General features: G+C 45.2%; 18 protein-coding genes. 4 read left to right on the forward strand and 14 right to left on the reverse strand.

Going from position 1 to position 16,003, the window contains the following annotated elements; genetic code table 11:
- Positions 1-147: 147 nt before the first annotated feature.
- The 11 genes from acpS to rpoE all read right to left on the reverse strand — a co-directional run bounded on the left by acpS (position 148) and on the right by rpoE (position 9,323).
- Positions 148-528 carry a holo-ACP synthase gene (acpS, locus tag M9196_RS01760; RefSeq protein ID WP_250615811.1) on the reverse strand — a complete coding sequence of 127 codons (381 nt, stop codon included), beginning with the start codon at positions 526-528 and terminating at the stop codon, positions 148-150.
- 52 nt (positions 529-580) lie between these two features.
- Positions 581-1,315: a pyridoxine 5'-phosphate synthase gene (gene pdxJ, locus M9196_RS01765; RefSeq protein ID WP_250615812.1), complete on the reverse strand. Its 735-nt coding sequence runs from the start codon at positions 1,313-1,315 to the stop codon at positions 581-583.
- A 17-nt stretch (positions 1,316-1,332) separates the two neighbouring features.
- Complete coding sequence (recO, locus tag M9196_RS01770) at positions 1,333-2,037, reverse strand: DNA repair protein RecO (RefSeq protein ID WP_250615813.1); 705 nt, start codon at positions 2,035-2,037, stop codon at positions 1,333-1,335.
- 40 nt (positions 2,038-2,077) lie between these two features.
- Positions 2,078-3,052 carry a GTPase Era gene (gene era / locus M9196_RS01775; protein ID WP_250615814.1) on the reverse strand — a complete coding sequence of 325 codons (975 nt, stop codon included), beginning with the start codon at positions 3,050-3,052 and terminating at the stop codon, positions 2,078-2,080.
- Positions 3,045-3,722 (reverse strand): ribonuclease III, encoded by a 678-nt coding sequence (rnc, locus tag M9196_RS01780; protein ID WP_250615815.1) that lies wholly within the window; start codon positions 3,720-3,722, stop codon positions 3,045-3,047. The genes era and rnc overlap by 8 nt, the downstream gene beginning before the upstream one ends.
- Before the next feature lie 10 nt (positions 3,723-3,732).
- A complete protein-coding gene (gene lepB, locus M9196_RS01785) occupies positions 3,733-4,629 on the reverse strand; it encodes a signal peptidase I (RefSeq protein WP_250615816.1) in 897 nt (298 codons plus the stop codon).
- A 93-nt stretch (positions 4,630-4,722) separates the two neighbouring features.
- Positions 4,723-6,516 (reverse strand): translation elongation factor 4, encoded by a 1,794-nt coding sequence (gene lepA, locus M9196_RS01790; RefSeq protein ID WP_250615817.1) that lies wholly within the window; start codon positions 6,514-6,516, stop codon positions 4,723-4,725.
- Between the two features lie 112 nt (positions 6,517-6,628).
- Positions 6,629-7,099, reverse strand: a complete 471-nt coding sequence (locus M9196_RS01795) for a SoxR reducing system RseC family protein (protein ID WP_250615818.1) — start codon at positions 7,097-7,099, stop codon at positions 6,629-6,631.
- Positions 7,096-8,088: a sigma-E factor regulatory protein RseB gene (rseB, locus tag M9196_RS01800; RefSeq protein WP_250615819.1), complete on the reverse strand. Its 993-nt coding sequence runs from the start codon at positions 8,086-8,088 to the stop codon at positions 7,096-7,098. The genes M9196_RS01795 and rseB overlap by 4 nt, the downstream gene beginning before the upstream one ends.
- The gene (locus tag M9196_RS01805; RefSeq protein WP_250615820.1) at positions 8,085-8,717 is read right to left on the reverse strand and encodes an RseA family anti-sigma factor; all 633 of its coding nucleotides are present in this window, start codon (positions 8,715-8,717) and stop codon (positions 8,085-8,087) included. The genes rseB and M9196_RS01805 overlap by 4 nt, the downstream gene beginning before the upstream one ends.
- A gap of 27 nt (positions 8,718-8,744) precedes the next feature.
- Complete coding sequence (gene rpoE / locus M9196_RS01810) at positions 8,745-9,323, reverse strand: RNA polymerase sigma factor RpoE (RefSeq protein ID WP_250615821.1); 579 nt, start codon at positions 9,321-9,323, stop codon at positions 8,745-8,747.
- A 372-nt stretch (positions 9,324-9,695) separates the two neighbouring features.
- On the opposite strand from rpoE, the gene nadB reads away from it, so the two are divergent.
- Positions 9,696-11,330 carry an L-aspartate oxidase gene (gene nadB / locus M9196_RS01815; protein WP_250615822.1) on the forward strand — a complete coding sequence of 545 codons (1,635 nt, stop codon included), beginning with the start codon at positions 9,696-9,698 and terminating at the stop codon, positions 11,328-11,330.
- Between the two features lie 83 nt (positions 11,331-11,413).
- On the opposite strand, the gene M9196_RS23660 is transcribed toward nadB, so the two are convergent.
- On the reverse strand, positions 11,414-11,854 hold the full coding sequence (locus tag M9196_RS23660; protein WP_406707609.1) for a protein YgfX: 441 nt from the start codon (positions 11,852-11,854) through the stop codon (positions 11,414-11,416).
- Positions 11,851-12,111 carry an FAD assembly factor SdhE gene (locus tag M9196_RS01820; protein WP_250615823.1) on the reverse strand — a complete coding sequence of 87 codons (261 nt, stop codon included), beginning with the start codon at positions 12,109-12,111 and terminating at the stop codon, positions 11,851-11,853. The genes M9196_RS23660 and M9196_RS01820 overlap by 4 nt, the downstream gene beginning before the upstream one ends.
- Positions 12,112-12,290: 179 nt before the next feature.
- Between M9196_RS01820 and ygfZ the strand changes: the two genes are divergently transcribed.
- The 3 genes from ygfZ to M9196_RS01835 all read left to right on the forward strand — a co-directional run bounded on the left by ygfZ (position 12,291) and on the right by M9196_RS01835 (position 14,659).
- On the forward strand, positions 12,291-13,262 hold the full coding sequence (gene ygfZ / locus M9196_RS01825; RefSeq protein WP_250615824.1) for a tRNA-modifying protein YgfZ: 972 nt from the start codon (positions 12,291-12,293) through the stop codon (positions 13,260-13,262).
- A gap of 2 nt (positions 13,263-13,264) precedes the next feature.
- Positions 13,265-13,729, forward strand: coding sequence for an aminoacyl-tRNA deacylase (locus M9196_RS01830; RefSeq protein ID WP_250615825.1), 465 nt, complete (start codon positions 13,265-13,267; stop codon positions 13,727-13,729).
- Between the two features lie 723 nt (positions 13,730-14,452).
- The gene (locus tag M9196_RS01835) at positions 14,453-14,659 is read left to right on the forward strand and encodes a DUF1107 domain-containing protein (RefSeq protein WP_250615826.1); all 207 of its coding nucleotides are present in this window, start codon (positions 14,453-14,455) and stop codon (positions 14,657-14,659) included.
- A 117-nt stretch (positions 14,660-14,776) separates the two neighbouring features.
- Here M9196_RS01835 and M9196_RS01840 read toward each other — a convergent pair whose 3' ends face one another.
- Complete coding sequence (locus M9196_RS01840; protein WP_250615928.1) at positions 14,777-16,003, reverse strand: FAD-dependent 2-octaprenylphenol hydroxylase; 1,227 nt, start codon at positions 16,001-16,003, stop codon at positions 14,777-14,779.

The raw sequence follows: 16,003 nt of genomic DNA on the forward strand, positions 1-16,003 counted from the left end.
TACGAATACCATATAAAATTCGCATTGCTATCATTGGCAGTACATTGAAATAGAAAAGGCGCGAGGCAGTATTCACTGCTTCGCGCCTTTTATTTTCAATCAACTGGCGTTGGGAGTCATCCCCAACAAACCTTAACCAACGAATGGCTACTGCTCTATTATCACCGTAGCAACCGCATAGTGCCGCTCATCCGAAATCGTCAGGTGGATTGACGTTGCACCCATTGAGGTGGCTATTTCCGCTGCTCTATTCGTTAACGTCAGTAACGGCTTGCCATTTTCATCGTTGGCAATGGTAAAGTCTTGAAAACTAACACCATGAGCGATGCCCGTTCCTAGCGCTTTTGACGCCGCTTCTTTAGCGGCGAAACGCTTGGCAAGAAAACGACCTTTTTGTTTCAATGAGCTAAACGTTACCCACTCCTCTGCAGTTAAGATTCGCTTTGCAAATGCCTCTCCAGAGCGAGCCAACGCTTTTTCAATTCGCTCTATCTCTGCGATATCCGTGCCTAAGCCCAAAATTGCCATACGACGCTATACCTAACTACCTTGCGAACTCAGAGCATCAACGCTAGGCGGATTAACCGCGTCGCGCTGCTTCCATTACTGCTTTCATATCTGCGACCGCTTTATGAAGACCGTCAAATACTGCTCGGCCGATAATAGCGTGACCAATGTTCAGTTCATAAATTTCTGGTAGCGCCGCGATTGGCGCGACATTGTGGTAAGTCAAGCCATGGCCAGCGTTCACGGTAATACCTAAGTCAGACGCATAGCTTGCACCTGCAGCAATCTTCTTCAATTCATCTTGCTGATCTTCTTCCGTTTCAGCATCGGCGTAATGACCCGTGTGAAGCTCAATAAAAGGAGCACCCGCTGCTTTTGACGCATCAATCTGCTCGCGATCCGCGTCAATAAACAATGACACCTTAATACCTGCCGCCGTCAATTTTGCCGTCGCCGCTTTAATTTTCTCGAGCTGGCCTTTAACGTCCAAACCACCTTCAGTCGTCAGTTCTTCACGCTTCTCCGGCACAAGACAAACAAACTCTGGCTTAGTTTTTAGCGCAATCTCAACCATTTCATCCGTCACCGCCATCTCTAGGTTCATACGTGTCTGTAGCGTTTCGCTAAGAATACGAACATCGCGGTCTAGGATGTGACGGCGGTCTTCACGTAAATGAACCGTAATGCCATCGGCGCCAGCACGTTCCGCAATTTCTGCTGCGTGCACAGGATCGGGATATTTAGTGCCACGTGCATTACGTAATGTCGCGATGTGGTCAATGTTGATGCCTAAAAGAATAGAACTCATGTATTAATACTCCATCATCAGAGCTGTTTTGGTTTAATACGAAACAACTCTCTGCTTTTTAACGGTTTTGAGCCAAGATACGGCTTTAATGCCATACGTGTAAAGCGTTTTGCCGCTTGTAATTGGGTTTTATTGGTAAAACGTCGCTCACTTATCGCTATCAACTCCTCGCCCATAAAGGTGAGGTTATCGCGACGCACACTGGCGATGAAACCTTTTTGTTCGCGATAGCGATATGTCATGGTCGGATCGACAGGTTCGCCGGTTCCCGCACAATGTAAAAAGTCGACGCCATACCCCATTGCCGAAAGCAAAGCGAGTTCAAAACGTCGCAGTGCAGGCTCAGGATTACTATATTGAGCAAGTTCTGTTAAAGCTTGAAGATAATCATGAAATAAAGCAGGAAAAGGAATTTCATTGGCGAGAACACGAGCAATAAGCTCATTCACATACATTGCTGAATAGAGGCTAATGCCGGTAAGAGGCAAGCCTAAGCTGATGGGCTCAGCTTGGCGCAAGGTTTTTAAGGACCCACCACCAGACCATTTTAGTAACAATGGAGTGAAAGGTTGAAGCGCTCCTTTAAGATTCGAGCGCTTACTGCGAGCTCCTTTCGACAATAATGACACGCGGCCATACTCTTCACTGAAGACATCAAGGATTAAGCTTGATTCACTGTATGGTCTGCGATGTAAAACGAAACAGCGTTGTAACCCTTCCATATCATCACATCTTGTCAAATTGCCGAAATTCGCGCGTCTATTATTTGTTTTCTATGTCGTCGATATAACCAAGTGAACGCAGTGCACGTTCATCATCAGCCCAACCTGACTTCACTTTAACCCAAGTTTCTAAATACACTTTACGGCCAAACAGTTCTTCCATATCAAGGCGAGCTTCACGACCAATAGTTTTGATCTTATCTCCACCTTTACCAATCACCATTTTCTTTTGACCTGTGCGCTCAACAAGAATCAGTGCATTGATATGAAACCCATCGGTTTCTGGATTGTAGTCAAACCTTTCAACTTCAACCGTCACAGAGTAAGGCAATTCCTCACCCGTAAAGCGCATCAATTTTTCACGGATAATCTCAGACGCCATAAAGCGTTGTGAGCGGTCTGTCACGTACTCTTCAGGGAAGTGATGCACCGCTTTTGGTAAATAACTGCGAACATGCTTACGCAGTACATCGGTGTTTTTACCTTGCTTCGCTGAAATTGGTACCACGTCCACGAACTCCATTTTCTTCGAGAGTTCTTGCATGTGCATCATGACATCGTTGCGATCTTTTACATTATCGACTTTGTTAATGCACAGAATGACTGGGAAATCTGACTTTCTCAGTTTGTTTAGTACCATTTCATCGTCTGCGGTCCATTGTGTGCCGTCAACAAGGAACAATACTAGATTCACATCACTCAGAGAGCTGTTAGCTGCGCGGTTCATCAAACGGTTAATCGCACGCTTCTCTTCAATATGAAGCCCTGGAGTATCTACGTAAATAGCCTGGTAATCCCCTTCCGTCTCAACACCCATAATACGGTGGCGAGTGGTTTGAGGCTTACGAGAGGTGATCGATATTTTTTGCCCCAAGATATGGTTCAATAGTGTCGACTTACCTACGTTTGGACGCCCAACAATAGCAATAAAACCACAGTGTTGGTTTTCTGGATTCGTTACTTCTTCTGCAGGAGAAGAAAAGTACGCATCGATATCAAATTCTTTATCAGACATTGGTCACTTTCTCTAATGCCATCTCGGCAGCCGCTTGTTCTGCCTTGCGGCGGCTAGTACCTAGACCAACAACAGGCTTATCCAAGCCCATCACTTCACATGAAACCGTAAACTCTTGGTTGTGAGCTTCACCTTTTATATTAGTCACAGTATAGACGGGCAGAGGTTTTCTGCGCCCTTGCAAAAACTCCTGAAGACGAGTTTTTGGGTCTTTCTGCGATATGCCTGGTTCAATCGCATCAAGGCGGCTTTTATACCAACCTAATACCACTTCACGTACTTTTTCGACATCGCTGTCTAAGTAGATGGCACCAATAATAGCTTCAACTGCATCAGCAAGAATTGAATCACGTCGAAAACCACCGCTCTTCAACTCACCTGGACCTAATTTTAAGTAATCTCCCAAACCGAACTCGCGCCCTAGTTCTGCAAGAGTGTGACCTCTTACTAACGTGGCACGCATACGGCTCATGTCCCCTTCATTAATTTTAGGGAAGCGATGATAAAGATCGTCAGCGACGACAAAACTTAAAATTGAATCGCCCAAAAACTCGAGTCGTTCATTATGCGTTCCATTGGCACTACGATGTGTCAGTGCCAATGCCAAACGCTCGCTATCATTAAATTGATAGGCGAGCTTTTTTTCTAATCGTTCAATAGGAGAATTCATGCTCTCTCGTTCAGTTAATTCCACCGATGCGATTCAATCTCACACCAGTTGGGATCCATGCAGGCAAAAAGCTGTCTGCACTACGTTCAAATTCAAAACTAATCCATATTGCTACAGCTTTACCTACTAAGTTGGCTTCTGGTACAAACCCCCAATAACGGCTATCTGCACTATTATCACGGTTGTCGCCCATCACAAAGTAATGACCTTCTGGTACCACCCATTCATTAACGCCATTACGTGGCTGATACTGATCAACACGATCACGACGCAGTGGGTTAACCAATACTTGGTGTTCAACATCGCCCAGTTTTTCATTCATTTGAATCAATGGAATACCATTTTGTACAAATGGACTATCAACGACGTTAGACAACTTAACAGGTTTGCATTCTGACGAACCCTTAGTCTGAATACAAATGTCCTTGCTTGCGCTGTAGCGCACCATATCACCCGGCAAACCCACTACACGTTTAATATAGTCAATATTGGGCTGAGGCGGGTATTTAAACACGATAGAATCACCACGTTCAGGTTTGCCCACTTCAACTAACTGGGTACGCCACACAGGGTCTTTCAATCCATAGGCGTATTTTTCCACCAGGATAAAATCACCAACCAATAACGTTGGCATCATCGAACCCGATGGAATTTGAAAAGGCTCATAAATAAAGGAACGTAAAACTAATACAAACGCGATAACCGGAAAAATCGACACACTGTTTTCCACAAACCATGATGGCGCGACCGCTTTTTGGGCAACCTCATCATCAATTTGGTTGGCTTGTGCTTGGATATCTGCCAATTTCTGCTGTCGTTTCTTTCTCAGTACGAGTTTATCTAAAACCCAAACTACACCTGTCACCAATGTCACGATGACTAGGATTAGTGAGAACGTATTAGCCATTAAATTCCCTTAATTTCGTCTCTTCAAAAATAACGAAAGTGAAAGCCCTTTTCAGAGCTTCCACTTTACTTGTTCTTGCACTTAGCAATGAGCTTAATCTTTGCCTACATGCAGAATCGCAAGGAACGCTTCTTGAGGCAGTTCAACGTTACCGATCTGCTTCATACGCTTCTTACCTTCTTTCTGTTTCTTCAACAGCTTCTTCTTACGACTCACGTCACCACCGTAACACTTCGCAATTACGTTTTTGCGAAGTTGTTTCACGGTAGAACGAGCGATGATGTGGTTACCAATTGCCGCTTGAATCGCAATATCAAACATCTGGCGAGGAATAAATTCCTTCATTTTCTCAACAAGCAGACGGCCACGGCTTTGCGCTTGATCTTTGTGAGTAATGATAGCCAATGCATCCACCGTATCACCGTTGAGTAATACATCCACACGAACCATGTTCGATGCATCAAAGCGCTCGAAGTTATAATCCAGTGACGCATAACCACGAGACGTTGACTTCAATCGGTCGAAAAAGTCGAGAACAACTTCAGCCATAGGAATGTCATAAGTCACGGCGACTTGGTTACCGTGATACACCATATCAACCTGCATGCCACGCTTTTCGACACACAAAGTAATCACGTTACCGAGGTAGTCTGAAGGAACCAAAATATTACAACGTGCGATTGGTTCGCGCATTTCTTCAATATCGTTGATCGCAGGCAGCTTAGCCGGACTATCTACATACAGCGTCGTACCATCGGTTTTTTCTACTTCGTAAACCACAGTTGGTGCGGTAGTAATTAGGTCAAGATCATATTCACGCTCAAGTCGCTCTTGGATGATCTCCATGTGAAGCATACCTAAGAAGCCACAACGGAAACCAAAGCCTAATGCTGCTGAGCTTTCTGGCTCATAGAATAGCGATGCGTCATTTAGGCTAAGTTTACCTAATGCATCACGGAAATTCTCATAATCATCAGATGATACAGGGAAAAGACCCGCATAAACTTGAGGCTTCACTTTTTGGAAACCTGGTAGCGCCGTTTCACTGCCGTGTTTTGCCGTAGTTAGCGTATCACCAACAGGCGCGCCTAGAATGTCTTTAATACCACAAACCACCCAACCTACTTCGCCAGTGTTCAGCTCTGTCGTATCGATCTGTTTTGGTGTGAAGATACCTAAACGGTCTACACCCCAAACTTGACCAGTGCTCATGACTTTAATCTTGTCATTTTTCTTCAGTTTACCGTTTTTAATACGAACCAAAGAAACAACACCTAGGTAGTTATCGAACCAAGAATCAATAATCAAAGCTTGTAATGGTGCTTCAGGGTCGCCTTCTGGTGCGGGAATTGATGCAACGATCTCTTCGAGAACGGCATCCACACCTAAACCTGTTTTCGCGGAACAGCGCACGGCTTCTAATGCATCAATACCAACAATCTCTTCGATTTCTTCAGCAACACGCTCAGGTTCTGCTGCAGGCAAATCGATCTTGTTCAGGATTGGTACGACCTCAAGATCCATCTCAATGGCGGTATAGCAGTTTGCCAGTGTCTGAGCTTCTACACCTTGGCCCGCATCGACAACCAGTAGCGCGCCTTCACAAGCGGCAAGGGAGCGAGATACTTCATAAGAGAAGTCAACGTGTCCTGGTGTGTCGATGAAATTGAGCTGATAGGTTTCCCCATCGTTTGCTGTGTAGTCAAGAGTAACACTCTGAGCTTTGATGGTAATACCGCGCTCGCGCTCAAGGTCCATGGAATCTAGAACTTGAGCTGCCATTTCACGGTCACTTAAGCCGCCACATACTTGAATGAGACGGTCTGACAACGTGGACTTACCGTGGTCAATGTGGGCGATAATCGAAAAGTTACGAATGTGCTTCATAGATTTGATGTGGCTTAACTCTAAAAATGGGAAGTATAAAACGCCTGTTTGGTCACAGCGTTTCAATTTAGTTGGCAGATTCTACCCAATTTCTGTACGGTTCGCACCTTATTTAGACAATGGGCTGCCCGAGTATGCGGATCAAGACAACCTCTTGACTCGACGTTTGCTCGATAGGTTGAATGAATTTACGGGCAAGAAGAAAACCCCAAAATGCGAACGCCGCTGCGGAAAGAATCACAACCCCTTCTCCAGCACCGAGTAAAGGGGCGAACCAACGTTGCCCTAAACCTGCACCAATAAACAAAAAGAACAATGGAAGTAAGTACACCAACGCAGCAGATTGAAGCAAGCTCTTCTCCGGAAAACCGATTTCCACGACATCGCCTGATTGTACTTTTTCATCCGTCAGTAAATGCCAAATGAGCGCTTTACTGCCCACCGCTTTGCTCACTATTCCCGTTCCACAGCTATTTTTTGAGGCGCAAGAACTGCAACTGGTCTGTTGTTCACAGCTTAATTGTATCTGAAGTTGGCGACCCTGTTTTTCCACAGAAGTCACCGTAGCAAGCGCCGTCATCATGGCGTGGTATTCACTTCAGGAGCAGAGTCGAGTGTTGGTTTAACAGGATTTAACTTCACCGATTGCGCGATTCTTTGCGCCGTAGACGGTGGGATATCCCCCACTACCGATATTTGTCTATCGCCACTTACGACACTGTGCACCGTACGACGACCTTGGCGAATAAGATCACCTTTTAACGATTGGTTGTCGCGTTCAGAAACGTAAACCGAAAAACTAAACAAACCATCGGTAAACATTTGGCTTTCAACAATGTTTTCGGTTGAAAACATACGATATCGATTAAGATCTTTTGGCTTGAATCCTACGGGTACCCAATCGACCTGCCAGTACGTTTCTTCGATATTGCCTTTAGGTAACGAAAGCACTGCCGGCAGCTGAACCTTTTCTAAGGCACTCAACATTTCTGCAATGTGGTCATTCACTGAATAGGATATCACGCGATATTGCTCGAGAATTTCACCATCTCGATCCAATAAGTCAGCCCTAAGGGGCAGCTTGCTCGCCTCATCAACCCACAGTACATAGGAATATCGTAGCCCGTCTTTCGGGACGATACGAAAGACTTGAGTCGCCGCGCCGGCTTCTCTCGCCCTACCGACTCTTACATAATCATAATACTCACTTAATTGAGTAATATCACCATTAAGCAACGGCATCAGTGGTGCCACCATCTTTCCTGATTCAATAGTAAAAGGGTCAACACCTGGCTCGATATAACTCACCTCGCTACCGCGACGGATAACCTCTCGTACAGGCCCACTCAGATACACTAAATGTGCAAACTGTTCAGCCTCAAAGGTAGCATGGCGATAGAGCAGCGGTTCAATGCTATTTTTCTTAATCAGGATGTAAGACAGCTCATAATTCAACTGCTGACTTGCGTCACTCATTTGATGCAACAAAGCCTCCGCAGAAGGTTCTTCTGCAAAGGCTTTAGCACCAAATAAACTGAACAGCAGTAAAGAACTGGTCAGAAATTTCTTCATTCAATTACCGATTCTGTTTCTACACTCAACGAGCTCTGATGGTCACTATTTAATCTTAGCTGTAACTCATAATCTTGCAGCAATGCATTAACTCGACGGCGCTGCTCTTGAACATTAGCCGTTTCGTTGCTGGTTTTAGCCACGGAGTCTCGAGTTAAACTTACTGGCTCGGCGCTGCCTGCAAACGGAATCGTCTGCAATACAGGAAGCTGCTCCGCTTCCGGTTGAGTCGCATCTTGACCAGAATACTGCTGCACACCAAGTATCACCGCCATAGACACACAGGCTGCCACGGCCACTTGACCGAATTGGCTGAGCCATGCTGGCAGTTGACGCTTGGCTTGTGCTGGCGTTGGTTGCGATTCTATCGGCGTCGCAACACCCACTTGATCGGTATTCACTGAAGATGGAGCCTGCGAGTACGTCGGCTCAGCTTCTAGTGCTGTCGCGACACTTTCAGCAATATTCCAATCTAAACTTTTCGGCTCATCGCCTCGCATGACGTCACCAATTAAATGGTAGTTTTGCCATGCTTCTTTGCTTTCCAAATCATTTTCAAACGCTTCAATCAGCGCCTCATCGACTTGGTCTCCATCCATGAATGCTGAAAGCTTTTGTTTGTCAGCCATTATAGTCACCATAAGTTGATACTGGTTTTAGCGTTGAAGAAGAGGCTTAATCTTCTTCTCTACTGCTTCACGAGCACGGAAGATACGCGAGCGTACCGTTCCCACTGGACAATCCATTACTTCTGCGATTTCTTCATAACTTAGCCCGTCGAGCTCTCGTAGGGTCATCGCAGTCTTAAGGTCTTCTGGTAGTGCTTCAATTGCTGCAAACACTGTTCGCTTCAATTCATTCGACAACGTTAAGTTCTCAGGGTTCGAAATTTCTTTCAACGCATTACCAGATTCATAAAATTCTGCATCTTCTGCATCCACATCTGTTGCTGGCGGTCTTCTGCTTTGTGCAACGATATGGTTTTTAGCTGTATTTACTGCAATGCGATACAACCACGTATAAAAGGCACTTTCGCCTCGAAACGTTGGGATCGCTCTATACGCCTTAATAAATGCTTCTTGGGCAATATCTGCGACATCACCAGAGTTGCTCACGTATCGTGATATGAGATTGCAAACCTTGTTTTGATAACGCAAAACCAACAGGTTAAATGCTTGTTTATCTCCACTTTGAACGCGCTCAATCAGCACCTGATCGGTTGGCTGCTCGTTCATTCGAGCGTTCACTCCTATTCGTTCTTACCCTTACCTTATCAGATATGAGTATTAATAATGCATATTGTAGTCTTGACACCACCGCTAACATGAGCACTATTGTGACTCTATAAAAAAGAGAAAGTTCAAAACTTTCTACGTTTTTTTGTGATGAATCATTCACAATGTAATTTGGCGTCGACTACAATGTTGTCAATTTACAAGAATGGATTACTTAGCTCATTAACACAATCGATTTTTCAGCGTGTTATCGCCAATGTAATCCTTGTTGAAAGTGCCCTTCGCCAGCTGTTTTACACAGCTCCCTATCGCGCACTTTTTATCTAAGTAGGGTATCGTTACGCTACTGTAGGTTAGGATTTTAATAGAATTATGAACACAAACCGAGAGCATCTTTGTGATGTTTTAGTCATAGGAAGTGGCGCAGCAGGTCTATCACTCGCACTAAGAGTCGCGGAGCGCGCTAAGGTTATCGTTTTAAGTAAAGGCCCTCGCAGTGAAGGAGCCACTTATTATGCCCAAGGTGGCATCGCGGCCGTTTTTGATGAATCTGATAGCATTGAATCACATGTTAATGACACCAATATTGCGGGTGCAGGGTTGTGTGAAGAAGAAACCGTTCAGTTTATCGCTGAAAATGCCAAAGAGTGTGTTCAATGGTTGATCGACGGCGGAGTTCCTTTTGACCAAGTCGAAACCGAAAAAGATGAACAACCTCGCTACCACCTCACTCGTGAAGGTGGACATAGCCATCGCCGGATTCTACATGCAGCCGACGCCACAGGCATGGCAATGCAAACTACGTTGCAAGATAACGTGCACAGCCATCCTAATATTGAGATCTTTGAGCGCTATAATGCACTCGATCTCATCGTTGACGAAAACAGTAGCGATGCAGAGAACACTATCCCCAATAATAATGTCGTTGGGGCGTACATCTGGAACCGCAATGAAGAACATGTAGAAACCGTTCGCGCAAAATTTGTCGTTCTAGCCACGGGTGGTGCATCGAAAGTATATCAATATACGTCAAACCCCGACGTATCATCTGGCGACGGTATCGCAATGGCTTGGCGCGCTGGGTGCCGAGTCGCTAACCTAGAGTTTAATCAATTTCACCCGACTTGCTTGTTCCATCCAGAAGCACGTAACTTCTTACTCACCGAAGCACTGCGTGGTGAAGGCGCTTACCTGAAGCGTCCTGATGGCACGCGCTTTATGCCTGACTTCGATGAGCGGGGTGAGCTTGCTCCGCGTGATGTGGTTGCACGTGCTATCGATTTTGAAATGAAGCGACTCGGCGCTGACTGTATGTACCTAGACATCAGTCATAAGCCTGAAGCCTTCATCATTAAGCATTTCCCAACCATTCATATGCGCCTGCAGGATTTGGGTATCGATATGACCAAAGAACCTATCCCTATTGTTCCTGCCGCACATTACACGTGTGGCGGAGTCATGGTGAATCAAGCAGGTCGTACTGATATAGATCAACTCTATGCTATTGGTGAAGTCAGTTATACCGGCCTTCACGGCGCGAATAGAATGGCATCCAACTCCCTATTAGAATGTGTAGTCTATGCCTGGTCTGCCGCGAAAGATATCCTAACCAAACTGGACAGTGTGTCACTGCCTGGAGCGTTACCACAATGGGATGAGAGCCAAGTAAGTTGCTCTGACGAAGAAGTCATCATCCAGCATAACTGGCATGAGCTTCGCCTATTTATGTGGGATTACATGGGGATTGTTCGCACCGATAAACGACTAGAGCGAGCATTACGTCGAATTCAATTGCTGCAACAAGAAACGCACGACTACTACAGTAATTTTAAAGTTTCCAACAACTTACTTGAGTTGCGAAATCTATTGCAAGTCGCAGAGTTAATGGTGCGCTGTGCGATGCAACGTAAAGAGAGTCGTGGTCTTCACTACACGCTTGATTACCCCGATATGCTAGAAGTCAGTAAACCAACCATTCTAACGCCAAGTGGTGAGCCAACAAACTAGTACTGCCCACAACCAAGTTTGGTAAATAGCTCGGTTACAACTGCGCTTGAAACATGCACCCTGTCTCTTCAAGAGCAGTTCATTCACTTAGTGGGAATGGACTGCTTTTTTATTGTGACCAATAAATGACGATACGCTGACTCGCTGCTGCTGTCTCGCCACAAAATGTACCGCTGACCATTTTGTTCACGGACCCCAATGCACCACTCGCTGAAAACAAGAGTAAATGAGGGAGAGCACAATGGCGCGCCATTGTAGTGCCATCGCTCCTCTTTCATCATAAGTACGCCATTGATTGGCGGATAAAGATAGCCAGGTCTAAAGCAGAATCCGACAATATAAACTGAAACGACAAGTGGTAACGATGTCAGTATCAACACACCCAACAGCAGGGCATGGCAGATAAGGTTAGCAACGTAGGCATGAAAAGAAAAAGAGGCGTGTAGGTAAGCGTGCTCAAGGCTACGCTTACCTAATTCGTAAGGCTGAATGGTGGTATTTTCGCGAAAAACAGGCTGAATTATCGAACTTTACTCAGATTATGTGCAACAATTTTGTCTACCATTGAAGCATGACCTAAATTCTCACTTCGCCCATGGCCCATGATCCAGGTAAATAGATCCGGATCTTGACACTCCAACAAAGATACGAAGTCATTTTGCTCTTGACCGGTTAAGGTATCAAAACACTCCTCAAAGAACGGCATAACAACAACATCAAGCTCTAGCATACCTCGGCGGCAAGCCCATTTTATCCGTGCTTTTTGTTCAGTAGAGTACATTGTATTCTCCATCTACAACTTAATTTGAGCTGAGTGTAACAAGCCTGTTTCGCACTAACCACTGCTGACATCACACAAACTCTACTTCTATCACAACAAATCGTGCAACAACATTCAGCTGACAAATCCAGCTCAGCGCATTAACATATTCAATATGATATCTAAAGAGACCTCTAATTATGGATTGGCAACCTCACACTCAGTCATTCAACGATACTCCCTCTACATCACTGCCTGATTTAGTTTTGGCGTTACTCCCGTCTTGGGGAGCGATCGACATGGTCGGTGCGGATAAAAAAGCGTACTTGCAAGGGCAGGTCACATGCGATGTCGTCACTCTAGCAAAAGAAGAATCCACGCTAGGCGCGCATTGCGATGCGAAAGGAAAAGTGTGGAGTATTTTTCGTCTTTGCAATACTCATAGTGGCTATACAATGATTCAACCTCGTTCCATTATTGCCAAGGAGCAGGCTGAATTGAGCAAGTACGCCGTTTTCTCAAAAGTCGATATATCAATGAGTGACAACAGCATTGCGGGTATTATCGGCGCGCAAAGTCATGCCTTTGTGAGCACCCTTTTCCCTACTAAGGGTGACGTACGAACCACAGAATCAGCCACAGCGATTAAAGTCAGTGATGATCGCTGGATGATCGTGGCACCGAGTGCTTGGCTGGAGGAGAACCTTAATGATGACGCCCTAGCTTGGGGGGAGGAGTCACTTTGGACCCGACTTGATATTGAACAAGGGCTGCCAACCTTAACACCCGACTTGCAAAACCAACATATTCCGCAAGCCTTTAATTTACAGGCTCTCGGCGGTATTAGCTTCACAAAAGGGTGCTATACGGGACAAGAAACCGTTGCTCGAGCAAAGTATCGTGGCATCAACAAGCGCATGTTAATGACACTATCTGGTGTCCTTTCCACAAAGCTGTCTGACTCAGATAGCGTTGACGTTGAGCGCTCTGTTGGCGAAAACTGGAGAAAAGCGGGCGATACCCTAGCTTTCTATCAATTTTCAGATGGCACAACACTTGTTTCCGCAATCTTGCCCAACAATTTGGATACAGATACTGAGTTTAGACTGATGTCCTCGCCTGAAGACCGACTCACCCCGACAGCACTCCCTTACTCGACTGATGACGAGTAATCATGCTCTCAACGCCAATTACCTGCTATTTACAGCAACGTAATATCCCCTTTCAACTTTTGATGCAAGGCAAAGGTGCTGCTTCGATACAAGAAGCAGCTAATCTGCGTGGCATCAAAGCCGAGATAATGGTCAAAGCTATTGTGTTACGGGATATGGGTGGACAATACGCCTTAGCTTGCTGCCCTGGCAATGAATCTATTGACCCCAAGAAAGTTCGTCATACCCTTGAGACTCGTCGCATGACTTGCGCCTCTCGTGAAGAAGTAGAAGCGATAACAGGCGCTACTCTAGGAACAGTTACCCCACTACTCCTACGCACTGCTATGCCAATTCTTTTTGATCCTCGCTTAAAACAACATAGTAGGGTGACAATCAGCAGCGGCAACAATAGTGCGGGACTATTGTTATCCCTCAACGATTTAGTTCAATGTTGTTCACCTTTATGGGCCGATATCTGCAGATAGAACCTAAAGAATGAACGCTTTACTCCCCTAACCCGATTTAACGCCGTTTATAAATGCAAACTACTGTCGATCTTACAGATCGCACTGCGACACGGATCAAACTACCATCACAAACAAAGTGAAATATTAGTCAATATATAAGCATAAATAGTCAGCCTGCCTTTTTTAGGGTATGGTAGTACCTGACTTCAACGAGCAACTCCGCTACGTTGCTGTCCACACTAGAGTGGTGCTCTGCGTAAGCAGTAACTCCCTTTTGTGTAATGCATCTGTGACATTTGGCCCGCTGAGCGGGCTTTTTTTTTACTCATACTGACGATTCCCCCTCACCTTTCTGCTGCTTTGTAACACAGTATGTCCAAGTGAAAACTTTTTGGCTCTTCTCTGGTCTATATAAATGAAGCTGATATTTAGTTGCCAAATACATCGATATAAAGTTCCAGAAATAATGCATTTAGATTCATAGCAGTGTCACATTAGGAAGCTTAAATAGCACTCGTTTTTCAACGGAATCCACTATCTAATTTCAATGTGATCCACCGTTTCAATGTGTTTTTGCGCTACGTATCACGAGATACTTTGTCACTCGTAATGAAATTGATAAACGCAGCACAAAACGACGAATTTACTGAGCTAAATCCTCGTAAGCACTGGTTAATCACACATTATATGAAGGGTTTTATCTATAATCCTTCGTGCTAGGTAAACGATAAGGAAGAATAAATGAGACTGTTTAAGCGCTATACACCAAGTATGATTGCTAAACATATAAGTCGACTATTTAAGGGACGAATTTATATCCATGGATTGGGTGGCTTTGAGTTTGATAACGGTAAACTCATTATTCCTGCGCAAGCTGAAAAACGTCACTTCACCGCTGTAAAAGAAGTCAATCAAGAAATAAAGAGGCTAAGATGCGCTTACGCTTGATTGTAAAAAATAACTAGGTGCAAACTGTCGATTTCAAATGATTTTTTGTACACCACCAAGACAAAAAAGAGGGCATTCACGCCCTCTTTAAATTCATTCACACGCCATCGCTCATAATTAGCCGCTTTGCTGAACCGGTGATTTCGCCAATTCAGGTAAACGTCCTTTCATCCCGAGTGCGCGGCTCATGATTTCTTGTTTCGCACCAGGTAATTGTCCTACTAGCCTCATCCCTAAACTACGAACCATTTTCTTAGCCGGATTGTCGCCCTCAAATAAATCTTTGAACCCTTGCATCGCTGCAATCATTTTGGCCGCTTCTGCTTTACGCCAGCGCTCAAATTCTCTTAAATGACGCTTACGCCCAATATCTTTCCCTGCCTTCCAGAGCTTAATAAGCTCTTCAGACAAACTTGCTGCATCTAAAAGACCAAGATTGACACCTTGACCAGCCAGCGGGTGAATCGTATGTGCGGCATCGCCAATCAAAGCAACACGTTCCGTCACAAAGTCTCGTGCATAGCGCATTTTAAGTGGGAATACCCGGCGCTCTGAGGTTAAATGGCAAAGTCCCAATCTGCCATCAAACTCTGCCGTAATGGCTTTGTTAAATTCGGCCTCTGGCATTTTAGCTAATTTTTCCGCTCTGCTCGGATCCGTTGACCATACTACTGAGCACAGTTTTCGATCATCAAGTGGCAAGAATGCAAGCGGGCCTTGTGGGGTAAACACTTGACGCGCAACGCCGTCGTGGTAATCGTCTACTTTTATGTTGGCAACTAACGCACTATGACCATAGTCCCAGTGCGTTAATGGGATACCTTGTTGCTCTCTAACCCAAGAATTCGCTCCATCCGCACCCACGACTAATTTACTCGTAAACGCCATGCCATTGTCCAATGTCATCCATACTTCACTCTCCCCGACCGCCATAGACTGGCAACGATTCGGCATAAAGAAAGTCACGTTGGCTTGCTGCTCAACTTGCGACAATAGCGCGGTTTGAATGATGTGATTTTCGACAATGTGCCCTAAATTAGGCTGAGAAAATTGGCTAGCGGAAAACTCGATGCGAGCAAAACTGTCTTGCTCCCACACTTCCATGGCTTGATAAGCGGCACAGCGGTGCTTTTCAATTGCATCCCACGCGCCAAGATTTTTTAAAATGGTCTCACTCGCGCGGCTTAAAGCAGAAACACGAATATCCGGCTCGTCGGGTATGGATTTAGAAGGCATGCTTCCTTCGATCACGGCAATACGAAGATCCGTATCCTGCAGAGATCTAGCTAACGCTAAACCAACCATTCCACCACCAATAATGGCTAAATCAAAACTTTGCATAAT

This window comes from Vibrio methylphosphonaticus, assembly GCF_023634655.1.
GTDB lineage: Bacteria > Pseudomonadota > Gammaproteobacteria > Enterobacterales > Vibrionaceae > Vibrio > Vibrio methylphosphonaticus.

Excerpts from the sequence above, each read along its gene's own strand:
- M9196_RS01805 (WP_250615820.1), bottom strand. The coding sequence starts at position 8,717 with ATGGCTGACAAACAAAAGCTTTCAGCATTCATGGATGGAGACCAAGTC.
- rpoE (WP_250615821.1), bottom strand. The coding sequence starts at position 9,323 with ATGAACGAGCAGCCAACCGATCAGGTGCTGATTGAGCGCGTTCAAAGT.
- nadB (WP_250615822.1), top strand. The coding sequence starts at position 9,696 with ATGAACACAAACCGAGAGCATCTTTGTGATGTTTTAGTCATAGGAAGT.
- recO (WP_250615813.1), bottom strand. The coding sequence starts at position 2,037 with ATGGAAGGGTTACAACGCTGTTTCGTTTTACATCGCAGACCATACAGT.
- acpS (WP_250615811.1), bottom strand. The coding sequence starts at position 528 with ATGGCAATTTTGGGCTTAGGCACGGATATCGCAGAGATAGAGCGAATT.
- rseB (WP_250615819.1), bottom strand. The coding sequence starts at position 8,088 with ATGAAGAAATTTCTGACCAGTTCTTTACTGCTGTTCAGTTTATTTGGT.
- rnc (WP_250615815.1), bottom strand. The coding sequence starts at position 3,722 with ATGAATTCTCCTATTGAACGATTAGAAAAAAAGCTCGCCTATCAATTT.
- M9196_RS01835 (WP_250615826.1), top strand. The coding sequence starts at position 14,453 with ATGAGACTGTTTAAGCGCTATACACCAAGTATGATTGCTAAACATATA.
- lepB (WP_250615816.1), bottom strand. The coding sequence starts at position 4,629 with ATGGCTAATACGTTCTCACTAATCCTAGTCATCGTGACATTGGTGACA.
- M9196_RS01830 (WP_250615825.1), top strand. The coding sequence starts at position 13,265 with ATGCTCTCAACGCCAATTACCTGCTATTTACAGCAACGTAATATCCCC.
- M9196_RS01795 (WP_250615818.1), bottom strand. The coding sequence starts at position 7,099 with ATGATGACGGCGCTTGCTACGGTGACTTCTGTGGAAAAACAGGGTCGC.
- era (WP_250615814.1), bottom strand. The coding sequence starts at position 3,052 with ATGTCTGATAAAGAATTTGATATCGATGCGTACTTTTCTTCTCCTGCA.
- M9196_RS01820 (WP_250615823.1), bottom strand. The coding sequence starts at position 12,111 with ATGTACTCTACTGAACAAAAAGCACGGATAAAATGGGCTTGCCGCCGA.
- pdxJ (WP_250615812.1), bottom strand. The coding sequence starts at position 1,315 with ATGAGTTCTATTCTTTTAGGCATCAACATTGACCACATCGCGACATTA.
- ygfZ (WP_250615824.1), top strand. The coding sequence starts at position 12,291 with ATGGATTGGCAACCTCACACTCAGTCATTCAACGATACTCCCTCTACA.
- lepA (WP_250615817.1), bottom strand. The coding sequence starts at position 6,516 with ATGAAGCACATTCGTAACTTTTCGATTATCGCCCACATTGACCACGGT.